This window comes from Arthrobacter sp. TmtSoilC77, from assembly GCF_059739415.1.
The window spans coordinates 2,867,549-2,881,898 of sequence record NZ_AP046050.1 but is presented as its reverse complement, the minus strand read 5'-3'; the positions used below and the strand labels follow the sequence as shown (position 1 = coordinate 2,881,898).

The 14,350-nt window shown below is 60.7% G+C and carries 16 protein-coding genes, 2 tRNA genes and 1 other RNA gene; 9 read left to right on the top strand and 10 right to left on the bottom strand.

The window, feature by feature from the left end; translation table 11 throughout:
• Positions 1 to 15: 15 nt before the first annotated feature.
• Positions 16 to 780, bottom strand: a complete 765-nt coding sequence (locus AC6I99_RS13270) for a YaaA family protein (RefSeq protein ID WP_224164560.1) — start codon at positions 778 to 780, stop codon at positions 16 to 18.
• A gap of 57 nt (positions 781 to 837) precedes the next feature.
• Here AC6I99_RS13270 and rnpB point away from each other — a divergent pair.
• The 4 genes from rnpB (at position 838) to AC6I99_RS13250 (ending at position 4,207) form a co-directional block, all read left to right on the top strand.
• Positions 838 to 1,229: RNase P RNA component class A (rnpB, locus tag AC6I99_RS13265), an RNA gene on the top strand.
• A gap of 286 nt (positions 1,230 to 1,515) precedes the next feature.
• Positions 1,516 to 3,003: a glyceraldehyde-3-phosphate dehydrogenase gene (locus AC6I99_RS13260; protein ID WP_224090732.1), complete on the top strand. Its 1,488-nt coding sequence runs from the start codon at positions 1,516 to 1,518 to the stop codon at positions 3,001 to 3,003.
• Between the two features lie 71 nt (positions 3,004 to 3,074).
• On the top strand, positions 3,075 to 3,284 hold the full coding sequence (locus tag AC6I99_RS13255) for a hypothetical protein (protein ID WP_224090731.1): 210 nt from the start codon (positions 3,075 to 3,077) through the stop codon (positions 3,282 to 3,284).
• 122 nt (positions 3,285 to 3,406) lie between these two features.
• Positions 3,407 to 4,207 carry an HNH endonuclease family protein gene (locus AC6I99_RS13250; protein WP_224164559.1) on the top strand — a complete coding sequence of 267 codons (801 nt, stop codon included), beginning with the start codon at positions 3,407 to 3,409 and terminating at the stop codon, positions 4,205 to 4,207.
• Here AC6I99_RS13250 and AC6I99_RS13245 read toward each other — a convergent pair.
• The 4 genes from AC6I99_RS13245 to orn form a co-directional block, all read right to left on the bottom strand.
• A complete protein-coding gene (locus AC6I99_RS13245) occupies positions 4,192 to 5,046 on the bottom strand; it encodes an acyltransferase domain-containing protein (RefSeq protein WP_224164558.1) in 855 nt (284 codons plus the stop codon). The two genes, AC6I99_RS13250 and AC6I99_RS13245, sit on opposite strands and share 16 nt — an antisense overlap.
• A 4-nt stretch (positions 5,047 to 5,050) precedes the next feature.
• Positions 5,051 to 5,620 (bottom strand): peptide deformylase, encoded by a 570-nt coding sequence (gene def / locus AC6I99_RS13240; RefSeq protein WP_224164557.1) that lies wholly within the window; start codon positions 5,618 to 5,620, stop codon positions 5,051 to 5,053.
• A 137-nt stretch (positions 5,621 to 5,757) separates the two neighbouring features.
• Positions 5,758 to 5,830: transfer RNA gene (locus tag AC6I99_RS13235), tRNA-His, on the bottom strand.
• Positions 5,831 to 5,962: 132 nt separating this feature from the next.
• The gene (orn, locus tag AC6I99_RS13230; RefSeq protein ID WP_224090726.1) at positions 5,963 to 6,598 is read right to left on the bottom strand and encodes an oligoribonuclease; all 636 of its coding nucleotides are present in this window, start codon (positions 6,596 to 6,598) and stop codon (positions 5,963 to 5,965) included.
• Between the two features lie 150 nt (positions 6,599 to 6,748).
• Here orn and mptB point away from each other — a divergent pair, with 150 nt between their 5' ends.
• On the top strand, positions 6,749 to 8,305 hold the full coding sequence (gene mptB, locus AC6I99_RS13225) for a polyprenol phosphomannose-dependent alpha 1,6 mannosyltransferase MptB (RefSeq protein WP_224164556.1): 1,557 nt from the start codon (positions 6,749 to 6,751) through the stop codon (positions 8,303 to 8,305).
• A gap of 13 nt (positions 8,306 to 8,318) precedes the next feature.
• Here mptB and AC6I99_RS13220 read toward each other — a convergent pair whose 3' ends face one another.
• Positions 8,319 to 9,005, bottom strand: coding sequence for a DNA alkylation repair protein (locus tag AC6I99_RS13220; protein ID WP_224164555.1), 687 nt, complete (start codon positions 9,003 to 9,005; stop codon positions 8,319 to 8,321).
• Positions 9,006 to 9,175: 170 nt separating this feature from the next.
• On the opposite strand from AC6I99_RS13220, the gene map reads away from it, so the two are divergent.
• Entirely contained in the window at positions 9,176 to 9,943 is a 768-nt protein-coding gene (map, locus tag AC6I99_RS13215) for a type I methionyl aminopeptidase (RefSeq protein ID WP_224164554.1), read from the top strand.
• 19 nt (positions 9,944 to 9,962) lie between these two features.
• On the opposite strand, the gene AC6I99_RS13210 is transcribed toward map, so the two are convergent.
• The 3 genes from AC6I99_RS13210 to AC6I99_RS13200 all read right to left on the bottom strand — a co-directional run bounded on the left by AC6I99_RS13210 (position 9,963) and on the right by AC6I99_RS13200 (position 11,187).
• Positions 9,963 to 10,211 carry a GNAT family N-acetyltransferase gene (locus AC6I99_RS13210; protein ID WP_497961968.1) on the bottom strand — a complete coding sequence of 83 codons (249 nt, stop codon included), beginning with the start codon at positions 10,209 to 10,211 and terminating at the stop codon, positions 9,963 to 9,965.
• Positions 10,212 to 10,242: 31 nt separating this feature from the next.
• The gene (locus tag AC6I99_RS13205; protein ID WP_497961098.1) at positions 10,243 to 10,563 is read right to left on the bottom strand and encodes a hypothetical protein; all 321 of its coding nucleotides are present in this window, start codon (positions 10,561 to 10,563) and stop codon (positions 10,243 to 10,245) included.
• Between the two features lie 66 nt (positions 10,564 to 10,629).
• Complete coding sequence (locus AC6I99_RS13200) at positions 10,630 to 11,187, bottom strand: single-stranded DNA-binding protein (RefSeq protein ID WP_224164552.1); 558 nt, start codon at positions 11,185 to 11,187, stop codon at positions 10,630 to 10,632.
• Between the two features lie 220 nt (positions 11,188 to 11,407).
• Between AC6I99_RS13200 and AC6I99_RS13195 the strand changes: the two genes are divergently transcribed.
• Positions 11,408 to 11,480, top strand: a tRNA-Arg gene (locus AC6I99_RS13195).
• A 44-nt stretch (positions 11,481 to 11,524) separates the two neighbouring features.
• On the opposite strand, the gene AC6I99_RS13190 is transcribed toward AC6I99_RS13195, so the two are convergent.
• Positions 11,525 to 11,977, bottom strand: a complete 453-nt coding sequence (locus AC6I99_RS13190) for an SRPBCC family protein (protein WP_224164551.1) — start codon at positions 11,975 to 11,977, stop codon at positions 11,525 to 11,527.
• A 97-nt stretch (positions 11,978 to 12,074) separates the two neighbouring features.
• Here AC6I99_RS13190 and AC6I99_RS13185 point away from each other — a divergent pair, with 97 nt between their 5' ends.
• Positions 12,075 to 12,572, top strand: coding sequence for a DUF6993 domain-containing protein (locus AC6I99_RS13185; protein WP_224164550.1), 498 nt, complete (start codon positions 12,075 to 12,077; stop codon positions 12,570 to 12,572).
• Between the two features lie 79 nt (positions 12,573 to 12,651).
• Positions 12,652 to 14,334, top strand: coding sequence for an energy-dependent translational throttle protein EttA (ettA, locus tag AC6I99_RS13180; RefSeq protein WP_224164549.1), 1,683 nt, complete (start codon positions 12,652 to 12,654; stop codon positions 14,332 to 14,334).
• Positions 14,335 to 14,350 lie beyond the last annotated feature (16 nt).

The window sequence follows — 14,350 nt, the reverse complement described above, 5'->3', positions numbered from 1 at the left end:
CCGAGCGGAACTGACCTAACTGCCCAGAATGATATTGAGGGCATGCGGCTTGCGGGCCGTCCCGGGAACAAGTTCCGCTGCCCAGACTTCCTTGGCGGCCTTCAGCAGTTGATCGGGCGTGGCAGCGGCCTTGCCGCGCCTGGTCAGCAGATGCCTGGCAAACTCGCCACGGGTGTGTTTGGCGAAGTGGCTGACCACCGTGCGCTTGCCGTTTGCCTCGTTGAATACATTCACCGTGACGGTCTGCGCTGCCGGGGGAGCCCACGCAGCTGCATACGTGCTGGAACGGCAATCAACCAGCAGCTCTCCTTCAGCCCGTTTGGCGAGGGCCGCATTCAGGTTCGGCTTCCAGAAGGAGGCGAGGCGTCCGACGTCGGGCAGTGCGGTTCCCATGGACAGCCGGTAAGCCGGCACCTGGTCACCAAAACCGATAACGCCCCACAGTGCCGAAACCACCAAAATCGTTTCGGTTGCCTTGCGTCGTTGGGCCGGCGTCATGGACTTGAAGCCGAGCGCGTCATACAGGACTCCTGAGTAGACCTGATGGGCCGGGGCCGCCGGTTCCGCGTGCAGCCGGGTATTACGTTCGACGTCGTCCTTCAGCGAGGCACCTACGCCCAGCAGTGCCAGCGCGTCCTCGTGGGCGCTGACGGTGCCCAACGATTCCAGGACCTTCGCGCGGTACGGGTTCAGCTCCGGAAAGCTGAGCGACTCCCATTCGACGGCGGGACCTTTGACGGCGGGGGTCTTGCCTTCGGAAGGCGGCAGCAGAATCAGCACCAGACGATATTACCGGGGACCGGGGCAACCCTCGACGCCGGTAGACTGTACGGCGGATGGGTTGACCAGGCGGTCGCGCGTCACGCAAGTGGCTCGAGGAACGTCCGGGCTCCGCAGAGCAGGGTGGTGGGTAACGCCCACTCGGGGTAACCCGCAGGCCAGTGCCACAGAAAACAGACCGCCTGCGCGTGCTGATGCTTGCATCAACATGCGGCAGGTAAGGGTGAAACGGTGGTGTAAGAGACCACCAGCTCCCTGGGTGACCGGGGAGGCTAGGTAAACCCCACCCGGAGCAAGGCCAGACAGGGCACGTTTGAGGGCTGCTCGCCCGAGTGTCCGGGTAGGCTGCTGGAGGGCGCCGGCAACGGCGTTCGTAGATGGATGGCCGCCACTCCTTTGCCGGCAACGGCAAGGGATGACAGAACCCGGCGTATCGGTCAACCCATCCACATATTTGCCACTGAGGTCCCAGGCATGTGATGTCCATTGTGACTGCCATGTGAGTGATTTCACGCCCCCGGGCGCCCAAGAGGGCGCCCTTCCGCCTTAGACTTGTTATGAACGTAGATGTTCTGCCGCCGGGACTGCGTTCGCAGCCGGCGGTCTTTTCTTTGCAATCGTTCAAGGCGCTGTGGGTGGACCGAAGCCCGTCCAGTGCTCGTGCCGCAGGATTACTCCGGGCGGCCGCCATCTGCATACGAGGACGTATGTGGTTGACCCAAGGAAGGTAGTTCTGTGAGCCAGACGTCAGATTCTTGTCTTGATAAGTGGATGGGCCGGGAGGCTCTCGCCGAGGCCATGATTCCGGTGATCGGCCGGTTGTACCGGGAAAACAACGTGGTCACGAGCATCCACGGCCGGAGCCTGATCAACAAGTCGACCATGAACATCCTGAAGGCCCACCGCTTTGCGCGCCGGATGAGCAACACCGAGCTCCTGCTCGAAGAAACCGCACCCCTGTTGAACGCTCTTGCCGAGCTGGAACTCGGTGCGGCTGCAATCGACATTGCCCGTCTCACGGAGAAGTTCCGCGTCGAGGGCCACGGCACCTCGTTGGATGACTTCCTGCGGGCCGAGCTCGCGGAAATCGTCGGAAAGCGTGGCGCTGATGACCGCACCAGCACCGACGTCGTGCTGTACGGCTTTGGGCGCATCGGCCGCCTCCTGGCCCGCATCCTGATTGAAAAGGCCGGTGGCGGGCATGGCCTGCGGCTGCGTGCCATCGTTGTCCGCAAGGGCGCCGAGAACGACCTCGTCAAGCGTGCCAGCCTCCTGCGCCGCGACTCCGTACATGGTTCCTTTGAGGGAACTATCCGCGTGGACGAAGAAGCAAACACCATCACCGCCAACGGCGTTCAGGTCCAGGTCATCTACTCCGACAACCCCGCAACCGTGGACTACACCGCCTACGGCATCAAGGATGCCCTCGTAGTGGACAACACCGGGCGTTGGCGCGATGCGGAAGGCCTGTCCCAGCACCTGCAAAGCAAGGGTGTTTCGCGCGTCCTGCTGACGGCTCCGGGCAAGGGCGACCTGAAGAACATCGTCCACGGAATCAACCAGTCCGACATTTCCGATGACGACAAGATCGTCACGGCCGCGTCGTGCACGACCAACGCCATTACCCCGGTACTGAAGGCCATCAACGACAAATTCGGTATCATCCACGGCCACGTTGAGACGGTGCACTCGTTCACGAACGACCAAAACCTGATCGACAACTTCCACAAGGGAGATCGCCGCGGCCGCTCGGCAGCACTGAACATGGTCATCACGGAGACAGGGGCAGCCAAGGCTGTTGCCAAGGCGCTTCCGGAACTTCAGGGCAAGCTCACCGGTAACGCCATCCGCGTACCTACCCCGGATGTTTCCATGGCGATCCTGAACCTCAACCTCGCCAAGGGCACCACACGCGATGAGGTCAACGACTACCTCCGCGAAATGTCGCTGCACTCACCGTTGCGCAAGCAGATCGACTACATCGACTCCCCGGACGTTGTCTCCACCGACTTCGTTGGGTCCCGCCGCGCAGGCATCGTTGATGGTCTGGCCACTATTTCCAATGACAAGAACCTCGTGCTCTACGTTTGGTACGACAACGAATTCGGCTACTCCTGCCAGGTTGTCCGTGTCATGGAGGAAATGGCCGGCGTCAACCCGCCGTCCTTCCCTGCCCGCGACATCGTGGCGCCTATTGCAGTGCTTGAGGCAGCGAACGCCTAAGCCGGGAAGTATTCACGGGTTTCCCGGCTGTGTTACTGGTATCAGCCGGGAAACCTGACCAAAATGGGTTCATGGAAAATGAATCGACTTTGGAACACGAGACAACGCTGGAACATGCGCTGGATGTAGCACGGGCCAACCACAAGCAGGCACAGAAACTGCTGGACCAGGCCATCGCAGCAAACGCGGCGGGGGACGTCAGCGACGAACGCGTCCAGCAATTGCGTACGCTGCTGGAGGTGGCTGCCGAAGACCTCCAACGCGTTATGCGTGAGCAGTAACCCGGGGAAGTTCCCCATCACTGCAGTGTGACTTCTCCTACACACTGTGGATATCGGCTCTGACTGTCGGTGCCGTGTCCTACGCTCATAGGACACGACCCACCCCGACTGGACGGAGCCCCTTGAGTATCACCTGGTCTGCCTACAAACGCGCGCGCAGACGATCACGCCAGGCGTGGGCCATTCTAGGATTGGCAGCCGTAACCCTCGCGGCAGGACTGTCCTGGTTCTTCACCACCGGCCAGTTCGATGCAGCCGGGCCATGGGTGTCCGGTCCCAGTGAAGCGCCGGTATTTAATCCCGCATGGATGAAACCCATTACCGGCATCGAGGCCGTTCCCGCGGAGAAGGCAAGCGCGGCACTCGCACAGCTGGAAGTTAAAGGACGCGCATCCCAGGAAGACTATGAGCGAACCGCATTCGGCCAGGCGTGGCTGGACGCCGATCGAAACGGATGCGATACCAGGAACGACATCCTGCGCAGGGACCTGTCGTCCGTGGAGTTCACCAGTGGTTCCTCATGCAGGGTTGCCACCGGAGAGTTTCAGGAACCCTACACGGGCGCCCACGTAACCTTCCGTCGGGGCCAGGACACCAGCGCTGAAGTTCAGATTGATCACATTGTCGCCCTGGCCGACGCATGGCAGAAGGGTGCCAAGCAGTTAACGCTGCAGCAACGCCAAAGGCTGGCAAATGATCCGTTGAACCTGATTGCGGCTGATGGGCCGGAGAACGTGAAGAAGGGCGCCGGCGACGCGGCCACGTGGCTCCCTCCGAACAAGAACTTCCGGTGTCACTACGTAGCGCGCCAGATCTCCGTCAAGGCAGCGTACAAGCTGTGGGTCACGCAGTCGGAGAAGGATGCCATGATGCGCGTCCTGTCTTCTTGCCCGGATCAGCAGACCATCTACAGCGCCAGGTGACCGTGCCCCAGTTGCCAGGTACCGCCGTCGTCGATTCTCTCCAGGACTATGCGCTGGAGCGAAGTCTCCCGGGGTAGTTTGTCCAGGTTCCCGAGCCCCCGCTGCCTAAACGTGAAGTACACGGCATCAGTGGGGGCATCGGTGCACCGATCCAGGGTGAAGCGGCGGGCGAAGGATGCGATGTTGCTGTCAGGAAGCCGCGCAACCAGATAAGGATCCAGCATCCAGGACTCGCACGTGGCCACAGTGGCCGGTTTGTCCGGGAAATAGTGGGGAAAGAACCAGCGAGCCTCGTTAAAGCTGGCGTCGACCAGCGCAGGGGAGAGGCCGCCGTCTTCGGGAATATGGACACCCAGGATCCAATCGGATGCGTACGCCACGTTGCCCCCTGGGCCGTCGTCACGCCGGCTCCGGATCAAATGGAATTGCAACCGGCCGAGGCGGAACAGATTCCCTGCCATGTGCAACGTCAGCCAGCTCCAGGTGTCCAGGCCGAAATGTCCATGGACGCGGCGGTTGATGCGCAGCTGGAGCCCTACGTCGGCCAACGTGGCTGCTGAGACGTCAGTGCTGATACCCAGTTCCAGATGGTATGCGTGGACTCTGGGTGCGAAGCGGAGCAGTGCCTCGATCCAGACGCTCTCGACGGGCTGGCCGGGCCAAATCCGGTCGGGAGAAATACTGTCGGCCGGAAAAGTGCCAAGCCGCTCCTGCAGAAGCTCCAATGCTTCCAGGACGTGGCCACTGGGGGCTCTGTCCAGGAGCGAGGCGCATTCCACGGCGTCCTCGCCGGCAATGTCCAAGAGCTCGAACAATGCTGCATGGGGTGCCTGGCTCATCGAATCAGTGTCCGAACGGGTCAGGGTCGACGCCAGGCATCCATGTCAATCCGGGAACGCCCCAACCGTTCTTCTTGGCCTGCTTCATTGCCTTCCTGGCATATCGGTCCACAAGGCGGTTGACGTAAAGCTTGCCGTCCAAATGGTCGTACTCGTGCTGCATGACTCGAGCGAACCAGCCCGTGGCTTCGAAGTCCACAGGATTCCCGTCACCATCAAAGCCTTGGACGCGGGCCCATTCGGCACGCTGCAGAGGGTAGTGCTCTCCGGGGAAGGACAGGCAGCCCTCAATGTGCTCTTCCGGGTCCGGGAGGGCGCCTGAGACCTTTGAGAGGGTCAACACGGGATTGACCAGAACGCCTTGATCAGGGGCGTCGTCGTTCGCGTACTTATACACAAAGATGCGCTTCCCGACTCCTACCTGGGGTGCGGCGAGGCCTACTCCGTTCGCGGCTTCATTGGTTTCAAACATGTCCGCGATGAGTTTCCGGAGATCGTCATCGAATACTTCGACTTCACTTGCCCGACGATGCAAAACGGGTTCGCCCCAAATGGTCACAGGGAGGACGGTCATCTCAGCTCTTCCTTGGTTGATCGCTGTGTTCCGGAAGCAACCCATGCGACTGCAGCCGGGCCAAAACAAAACAAAGGCCGCACCGGATAACCGGTGCGGCCTTTGTGGAAACCGGCTTTTTGAGCCAATCTCGGCGGGGTGAGCGACGGGGGTTGAACCCGCGACCTCCTGGACCACAACCAGGCGCTCTGCCAACTGAGCTACGCCCACCATGTGCCTTTTTCGGTAACTCCGTATGACCGGCATTCCGTGAAGGCAACGACAAATAGCTTACCTGCTGTTTTGGGGTGAAAAGTCCACTTTTGCCGGTTTCGACGAAAAAACCTTCAAAAATGGCGCAGATCACATAGTTTCCGTTGAGCCCAGAGTCTCGGCAGTAGCCGTGATGTCCTTGGAGATGCGCTGCGCGGTAGCCGTGTCAGGCCCAGGGGCGGGCACAAAAACGGCCTGCCTGTAGTAACGGAGCTCGTCGATGGAATCCTTGATGTCCCCCAGTGCGCGATGTCCGCCATGCTTGGCCGGCGACTGGAAGTAGGCCCGCGGGAACCAGCGGCGCGAGAGTTCCTTGATGGTGCTGACATCGATGACGCGGTAGTGGAGGTGCTCCACAATGTTCGGCATGTCCCTGGCCAGGAACATCCTGTCCGTGCCCACGGAGTTGCCTCCGAGTGGGGCCTTGCGGGGGTCCGGAACCCACTTCTCGATGTACTCAAGCACCTGCGCCTCGGCCTCGGCCATCGTCTTGCCGTGGGGGAGTTCGTCAAGGAGCTTGGAGCGGGTGTGCATGTCTCGAACGAAGTCGTTCATTTGCTCCAGCGCTGCGTCGTCGGGCTTGATGACGACGTCCACGCCATCGCCCAGGATGTTGAGCTCGGAGTCCGTCACGAGCGCCGCAACCTCGATCAGGGCGTCGTTCTTGAGGTCCAGGCCGGTCATTTCGCAGTCAATCCAGACGATGCGTTCATTAGTAATAGGCACGCGCCTAGCCTATCCTTCAGGCGGTTCCAAGTGCTCCGATGGTAGGATTTTTTGAGCACGGCAGTGTCCTTTCTTCCTGTCGTGGACAGCCCCCAGAGATTCAGATTTCTGTCCCGGAACGCAACGGGCAAACGATTGGATGAAGACCACATGACGGTGCCTGTACCCGCCGCCCAGAAGGCAGGGAAAGAAGCGCCGCCTGCGGTTGCTGCTGCCATCGAAGTGGATAACGCCAGGTCCCCGCTGATCGCCGGTTTCATTGGCTCGATGTTCCTTGTCTTCGGCTCGCTGGGCGTTGGCTGGCTCGCACCAGTGTCTGAACTTCGACGGCTTCCGCTTTTCATCTGGATGCGTACCGAAGGTGTTGGTGTCGCGCTTTCCATCGTCCTGCTGGCTGTCGGTGGCATGCTGCTTGTCCGGGCTTGGCTGCGCCTGGGGCAGCGTGTCCGGGTCTGGGGACTCCAAGCCCGCAAGGCCACTTTGCAGGCCGTGGTGGCCTGGGGACTGCCCATGATGTTCACTGTCCCGCTTTTCAGCAGGGACGTCTACGCTTACATCGGCCAAGGCAGACTCATGGTTGAGGGAATGAATCCCTACGAGAATGGGATTTCCGCCCTCCCGAACTACTTCCAATTGGGTGCGGACAAGATGTGGACGGAAGCTCCCGTTCCGTACGGTCAGTTCTTCCTTTGGATCGAACAATTTGTTGTTTGGGTGACCAATGTCCAACCTGAGGCCTGCATCATGCTGTTCAGGTTGGTGGCAGTTGCGGGCGTCATACTTTGCATCATCTACGTGCCCAAGCTGGCAGAGCTCCACGGCGTCAATCCACACCGTGCACTATGGTTGACAGCCGCCAACCCTCTCTTTCTCACCAACTTCATTGCCAGTGTCCACAACGACGCTCTCATGATTGGGCTGGCCCTGGCTGGTCTGTACTACTGCGCCACCCGCCGGGTGGTGCTGGGCTTGGTGCTGGTGACACTCTCCATTTCGGTCAAGCCAATTACGGTGGTCTTCCTGCCATTTATCGGCTTGCTCTGGGCGGGTAAGGGTGCGTCATGGCCGCGCAAGATCCTTTTCTGGTTCCTGACAGCCGTCCTGACCTTTGGCCTCCTGTACGCCATGAGCCTGGTCAACGGGTTTGGGTTTGGATGGGTGAAGGGCCTCTCTGCCCCCGGGAGCGTCTGGATCTGGTATGCACCCATCGGTTTGATCGGCCTGGTTGTCGCCTCGATCTTCAACGTTTTTGGCCTCGATGGCTGGGGCATGGCCAAGTGGGTCTACGACGCCGGCAAGGTGCTCATGGTGGGGGCCATCGCCTGGCAGGTGTTCCGGGGAGAGCACGACCGCCTGATGCGCCGGCTCACGTTGGCCTTTGCGGCGATTGTCCTGCTGGCACCCATGATCCAGTCATGGTATGTGGTGTGGCTGATTCCGCTGTTTGCTGTAACCGGCATCCGCAACGACTGGCAGGTGAAGGCTGTCTACTTCGTGGTGTCGTTCTTCATGGTCTATGCCATCTCGGACCAACTGGATGTGTTCCCCTATCTTCAGAGCGAGGATCTCGGCCTCGCCCTGACCCTGGCGCGGAACGCGGCGGCCATCATCGCTCTTCTGTTTGCCGTTTACCTGATCTTCGTGGATCCGAAGACAAAGAGCCTTTTCCGCAAACGCGACGAACCAGGCCTGCGTCCGATCATCTAAGATTGCGCGGCGCTCAAGGAGAGGGTAGAAGCCGTACTGCCTCGCGTGTGGAGAGCGGGCTGAGGGCCGGGGCATTCTCTGCGGCGAATGCCCTGACCCACTCGGGGTTCGTCTTGCTGTACTCCCGCAAGGCCCAGCCGATGGCCTTGCGGATGAAGAACTCTTTGTCGGCAAGGTTGGGCTTAATAACAGCCGCCAGCAGTCCAGGGTCCGTCCGCGTCTTGGCCGCCAATTGAGCAGTGATGGACGCCCTCCGGATCCACATATCCTCGTCCGTGGACCACTGCAGCAAAAGCGGCGTCATGGTGGACCTATGGGCAAGGAGGAGGGCACAGAGACGATGGGCCACTCCGTCGACAAGGTCCCACCAGGCGCCGGTGCGGATTATTTCCTCATAGACGGGAAGCATGGCAAGGTCTTCCTTGACCATCGGCAAGCCTGTCAATTCAATGGCTGCATACCGTTCTTCGCGGGCTTGGGCATTCCGCCACAAATCACGGACGGCCTCGCGCAGGCTGACGGGTGAAGAGATGGGAAACTGCTTGGCGGCAGCCTTGGCGATCCTGCGCACCTCAGGCACCCGGATACCCCACGACGGCATGTCCGACTTCATATACGCCTGGGCTCCCCGGGCACGCTCAGCATCCCCGGCGGTTCGAAGCTTTGAGCGGATGGCCTCAAGCAGGTCCTTGTTCTCCATTCCTCAACTGTATGACCGCGCGTTCTGGGAAGTATCCAACCCGGAAGTCCACTTTGCTCTCCACCCTATGCAGACGAGCTGCCCCACGTAGAGTGGGACCAAGAGCCAGCCGGCCCCACGATGACCCCCCAGCAGTGAACCATCCCGCCCGGCATTAGTGGAGGAAACCCATGTCCATGGTGAAGACACCGGATCAGGTCTCGATGATGCGCGAGGCCGGGAGGGTGGTGGCCAACGCCTTGGCGGCGGTCAAGGAGCATGCTGACGTAGGTGTTTCCCTCAAGGAATTGGATGAGGTTGCCAGCAGCCTGATTTCCGACGCCGGGGCCAAGCCGGCCTTCCTTGATTACCACCCCCGGTGGGCAGCTGTCCCGTTTCCCGGGGTGATCTGTGCCAGTGTCAATGACGCGGTGGTGCATGGAATCCCAAATGGCTACGTCCTCCAGGACGGGGACCTCCTCAGTGTGGATTGCGGTGCCTTCCTTGAAGGCTGGTGTGGAGATGCTGCCATCAGCTTCATCGTGGGGACGGCAGATCCGGTGGACCAGGCGCTGATCGATGCAACGGACGCTGCACTCGCCCGGGGTATCGAAGCTGCCCGTGGGGGCAACAAGATGGGCGACCTCGCCTATGCGATAGGCGGCGAGGCCAAGCGTGCTGGATACGGATTATTGGCCGATCATGGCGGCCACGGTATCGGCCGGACAATGCACGCCGAGCCGCCCGTCCCCAACATCGGCAGACCGGGCAGGGGTATCAAACTTCAAGAGGGGTTGGTCATTGCCATCGAACCAATGCTCATCCTGGGCGGCAAGGATGACTACTATCATGATGAAGACGAGTGGACTCTGCGTTCAGCCAGCGGAAACAAGGCCGCCCATAGTGAGCACACCGTCGCTGTCACAGCTGATGGACCAATGATCCTCACGCTGCCGTAGCTGCCGCGATGACAGCTGGCTAAGCGGGCTGCCCGTGGAGGCGAACCACGGCGCGCCCGGGAAGGGGAGTTGAAACCACCGAGAACCCGCCTTCAATGAACAGCGAAACTGTGCCGTGATACAAGTCGGACGGCCCGGCCTTTGGACGAAGGCTGGTATCGACGGGGTATGCTTCAAGGGTCGTAGCCCCGTTATTGAATGCGTGGTCAACGGCTGCCCGGAGTAACGTCGCTGCAACACCTGAGCGCCGATGGCTCGGTGAAACCACAAAGCAGCTCACCGACCAAAGGGTCCCAACGTCAACGGGCGGGAGGTCTGCCGCCCGAAGAAGCTGCGACCGTGTCTATGCGGGGATAGTTTGCCCGCGGTTCCACAGCGCACCAGCCCACCGCCTGACCACCCCGGAATGCCAGCACCCCCGGCTCAGGATCCTCGTTGAAACGTGCCCGCAGGAGTTCCTTGAGTTCGCTGGGTGCCGCAGACCTGAACTCCTTGCCGGGGAGCGCGAACCAGCGGCACCAGCACCGGGACGGCTCGCCCTTGACCCCGAACAATTCCTCCACGGCCTCCCAGGATGCCGGAGCTGTCTCCAACCGGGGAGCTGCTGCGTCGAATGCCATGGACCCAGAATATTCTCCAGTGCGGGGCTGGTCCCACCAGTTTCATCGCGTTCCCCGATGCGAAGTTCAAGCCCCGGCACCCACCAACTCACCTGTAGTGGTGTTTACCACCATCGGACCGGCACCGTCAGGATCATCGACGTCGACGGTTTCCGTCTCGTCCTCCGGGGGCGCTTGTTCGTTGTCGCCGGCCTCCCACTCAATCCCCGGATCTCCAGGCTTCCCGGCTGCCTCGCCGGACGGGTTCGAGTCAGCGGAAGCCGACGTCCCGTTCATCCGGGTGAAGTTCGCAGAACCCCACATGAGATCGTGCCCGACCGATTCTGCGTCGATTTCTGCCACGTGGTAGATCCTGCCCTCGTGTTCCCACTGCCTCAGGCGTAGCTTTCCGATGACGATGACGCGTTGCCCCTTCTTCACACTGCAGCCGACGTGCCCGGCCAAGTAGCGAAAGGATTGCACCGTGTACCAGTTGGTGTTGCCGTCCACCCATGTATTGCTGGTGCGGTCGTAGCGCCGTTCAGTTGTCCCAAGGCGAAATGAAGCAGTGGACGTTCCGCGTGTAGTGGTGGAGCTCTTGACTTCCGAGGCTACAAAGCCGCGAAGAGTAATGGTGTCGTTCATGGTGGTCCTTCTCGATATAGGAAAGTGCCCGTCCGGCCCTCTTAGCCTCATCCATGCAAACCAGGCAGGGGAGTACGGTCTTGGCCTATGTGAATAAGTCCGGCTCGTAAGGTTGTTGTGGAGGAAAAGTGTCGGTGGGCGTGGGCTGGCAGGCCGCGGTCCGAATGCACTGTAAACTCTTTGTGGCGCCAGCGGCGTAGGCTTGTATTGGCGCTTGTGCGCCCCAGTAGCTCAGGGGATAGAGCAGCGGCCTTCTAATCCGCCGGTCGGGGGTTCGATTCCCTCCTGGGGCACAAGAAATCCCCCGGAACCTGCAGGGTTCCGGGGGATTGATTCTTTAACTGCGTGGCTCGTTGGGCTGTGACTCGAGAAATTCCTTGAGATTCTGAAGAACAATGCGCCACGTCGCTGCGGAATGCTCCACTTCTTCTTCGCTCTTGTTGTTGCCTTGCGTAATGGTTACGGATGTTCCTTCGTCCGCATCGGCCAGGCGATATTCCACCGTGTGGTAGTTTTCGGGGGAATCGGGAAGTCCCGATGAAGGACTGTAGTGCGTGGTTTTCAGGAGCTGCAAGGGTTCGAAGGCCAGGATGGTGCCCTTGTCCTCGTATGCCTTGCCGTTGTACTCGCCGGAGTAGGTGATGGGATCCTCTACCCGCCAGGTCGTTTCGACATTGGTTCCGAGGAAGTATTCCTTGATGAGGCCAGGATCCGTCAGGGCCTCCCATACCTGCTCGCGCGGGACCGCTACGGTGATCGACGCCTCGGCGTTGGGGATATTTGCTTCCATGGGCTTCTCCTTCCCGCGGCCGCCGATTCCGGCGCGCCACCACCTGGCCCACGCTACGCCCGCGGGACGTCCATGGGAATGGCAGAATGGCTATGTGATGAGCAGGGGAACAAGGGTGGAGCAGCCGGGCCGTGAAAGCAACTTTCAGCTGAACGGTAAGGCTGTCGGGACCTTTCTGGTCATTATTGCTGCGCTGGCACTGTCAGCATGTACCGCGCCGTCGCCCGAAAGGCCCATGGCCGGCATCACCTCTTCAAGTCCGGCCGCGCAACAGCCCGGCAGCGGAACGAGTATGGACCCTGCTGTAGTGGCCACGAGCACGACTGTGGAGGCAACGCTGAAAAAGATCGTGGCCGCCAGCCCCAAGCCGGATACGGAATCCGTTCGGGCAGCCTTGGTTTCGGCAGGCATTCCCAAAGCCAACGTGGAAGTGTCCGTCAGCCGGACGCCCACAGGTCTTGATGTCGATGCGTTGGAAGCTGCGGCGCTGGCAGGCGATAGTTGTGTCATGGGCCAGATCCGGGACGGAGGCGTCGTGATGAGCGTGCTGCCAGTACTTGCCACGGGGAAATGCTTCGTGGGCAGCGTTCGCTAGCAGCACTGCCTGGAGCTGAGGGCAGTGTTCGACAACACCGAATGTGAGATCTGTCCGCCTACCCACTAGATTTAAGGGCATGGCGGAATTCATTTACACGATGACCAAGGCTCGCAAGGCCGTTGGCGACAAACTTATTTTGGACGATGTCAGCATGTCGTTCTACCCTGGCGCAAAGATTGGCGTCGTGGGCCCGAATGGTGCTGGCAAGTCCACCATCCTGAAGATCATGGCCGGGCTGGACACCCCTTCAAACGGCGAGGCCCGCCTGAGCCCCGGTTACACCGTGGGCATCCTCTTGCAGGAACCGCCGCTGAATGAGGAAAAGACCGTCCTTGGCAACGTCCAAGAAGGCGTTGGCGAGATCTACGGCAAGATCCAGCGTTTCAACGAGATCTCCGAAGAGATGGCGAACCCGGATGCGGACTACGACACTCTCCTGGATGAGATGGGAAAGCTGCAGGAAGCCATTGACGCTGCCGATGCCTGGGATATCGATTCCCAGCTCGAACAGGCCATGGACGCATTGCGCTGCCCGCCCGCTGATTCCGATGTCACGGTCCTCTCTGGTGGTGAACGCCGCCGCGTAGCGCTGTGCAAGCTTCTCCTCCAGAAGCCGGACCTCCTGCTCCTTGACGAGCCCACCAACCACTTGGACGCCGAGAGCGTCCTTTGGCTCGAGCAGCACCTCTCCCAGTACCCCGGTGCGGTCCTTGCCGTGACCCACGACCGCTACTTCCTGGACCACGTGGCTGAGTGGATCGCAGAAGTCGACCGCGGCCACCTCTACCCGTACGAGGGTAACTACTCCACCTACCTGGAGAAGAAGAAGGCCCGCCTTGAGGTCCAGGGCAAGAAGGACGCAAAGCTGTCCAAGCGCCTCACCGAAGAACTTGAATGGGTGCGCTCCAATGCCAAGGGCCGCCAGACCAAGTCCAAGGCCCGTTTGGCCCGCTATGAAGAAATGGCTGCGGAGGCCGAGCGCACCCGCAAGTTGGACTTCGAAGAGATCCAGATTCCGCCGGGTCCGCGCCTGGGCTCGGTAGTGATCGAGGCCAAGAACCTGAAGAAGGGGTTCGACGACCGCGTCCTGATCGAAGACCTCTCCTTCTCGTTGCCCCGCAACGGCATCGTTGGCGTTATTGGACCCAACGGTGTGGGTAAGTCCACCTTGTTCAAGACCATCGTCGGCATGGAGCCCCTGGATGACGGTGAGCTCAAGATCGGCGAGTCCGTAAAGATCTCCTACGTGGACCAGTCCCGTGGCGGCATCGATCCCAATAAGTCTCTCTGGGAAGTTGTTTCCGAAGGCCATGACTACATCCAGGTCGGCCAGGTGGAAATGCCTTCGCGTGCCTACGTTTCGGCGTTCGGCTTCAAGGGCCCGGACCAGCAAAAGAAGGCTGGCGTCCTCTCCGGTGGTGAGCGTAACCGTCTTAACCTTGCGTTGACGCTTAAGCAGGGTGGCAACCTTTTGCTCCTCGACGAGCCCACCAACGACCTCGACGTCGAAACCCTGAGCAGCCTGGAAAATGCCCTGCTCGAGTTCCCGGGCTGTGCCGTGGTGGTCTCCCACGACCGTTGGTTCCTGGACAGGGTAGCAACCCACATCCTCGCCTATGAAGGTGACGACGAGAACCCGTCCAAGTGGTATTGGTTCGAAGGTAACTTCGACTCCTATGAGGAGAACAAGGTGGAGCGCCTCGGCGCTGATGCGGCCAAGCCGCACCGTGTGACGCACCGCCGTCTGACCCGCGACTAACGGGTAGTCACAGGCA

What these genes read in the sequence shown, in the direction of transcription:
- map (WP_224164554.1), top strand. Translation starts at nt 9,176, where the DNA reads ATGTCCATGGTGAAGACACCGGATCAGGTCTCGATGATGCGCGAGGCC.
- AC6I99_RS13245 (WP_224164558.1), bottom strand. Translation starts at nt 5,046, where the DNA reads ATGAGCCAGGCACCCCATGCAGCATTGTTCGAGCTCTTGGACATTGCC.
- AC6I99_RS13220 (WP_224164555.1), bottom strand. Translation starts at nt 9,005, where the DNA reads ATGGAGAACAAGGACCTGCTTGAGGCCATCCGCTCAAAGCTTCGAACC.
- ettA (WP_224164549.1), top strand. Translation starts at nt 12,652, where the DNA reads ATGGCGGAATTCATTTACACGATGACCAAGGCTCGCAAGGCCGTTGGC.
- AC6I99_RS13185 (WP_224164550.1), top strand. Translation starts at nt 12,075, where the DNA reads ATGAGCAGGGGAACAAGGGTGGAGCAGCCGGGCCGTGAAAGCAACTTT.
- AC6I99_RS13190 (WP_224164551.1), bottom strand. Translation starts at nt 11,977, where the DNA reads ATGGAAGCAAATATCCCCAACGCCGAGGCGTCGATCACCGTAGCGGTC.
- AC6I99_RS13205 (WP_497961098.1), bottom strand. Translation starts at nt 10,563, where the DNA reads ATGGCATTCGACGCAGCAGCTCCCCGGTTGGAGACAGCTCCGGCATCC.
- AC6I99_RS13255 (WP_224090731.1), top strand. Translation starts at nt 3,075, where the DNA reads ATGGAAAATGAATCGACTTTGGAACACGAGACAACGCTGGAACATGCG.
- def (WP_224164557.1), bottom strand. Translation starts at nt 5,620, where the DNA reads ATGACCGTCCTCCCTGTGACCATTTGGGGCGAACCCGTTTTGCATCGT.
- mptB (WP_224164556.1), top strand. Translation starts at nt 6,749, where the DNA reads ATGACGGTGCCTGTACCCGCCGCCCAGAAGGCAGGGAAAGAAGCGCCG.
- AC6I99_RS13200 (WP_224164552.1), bottom strand. Translation starts at nt 11,187, where the DNA reads ATGAACGACACCATTACTCTTCGCGGCTTTGTAGCCTCGGAAGTCAAG.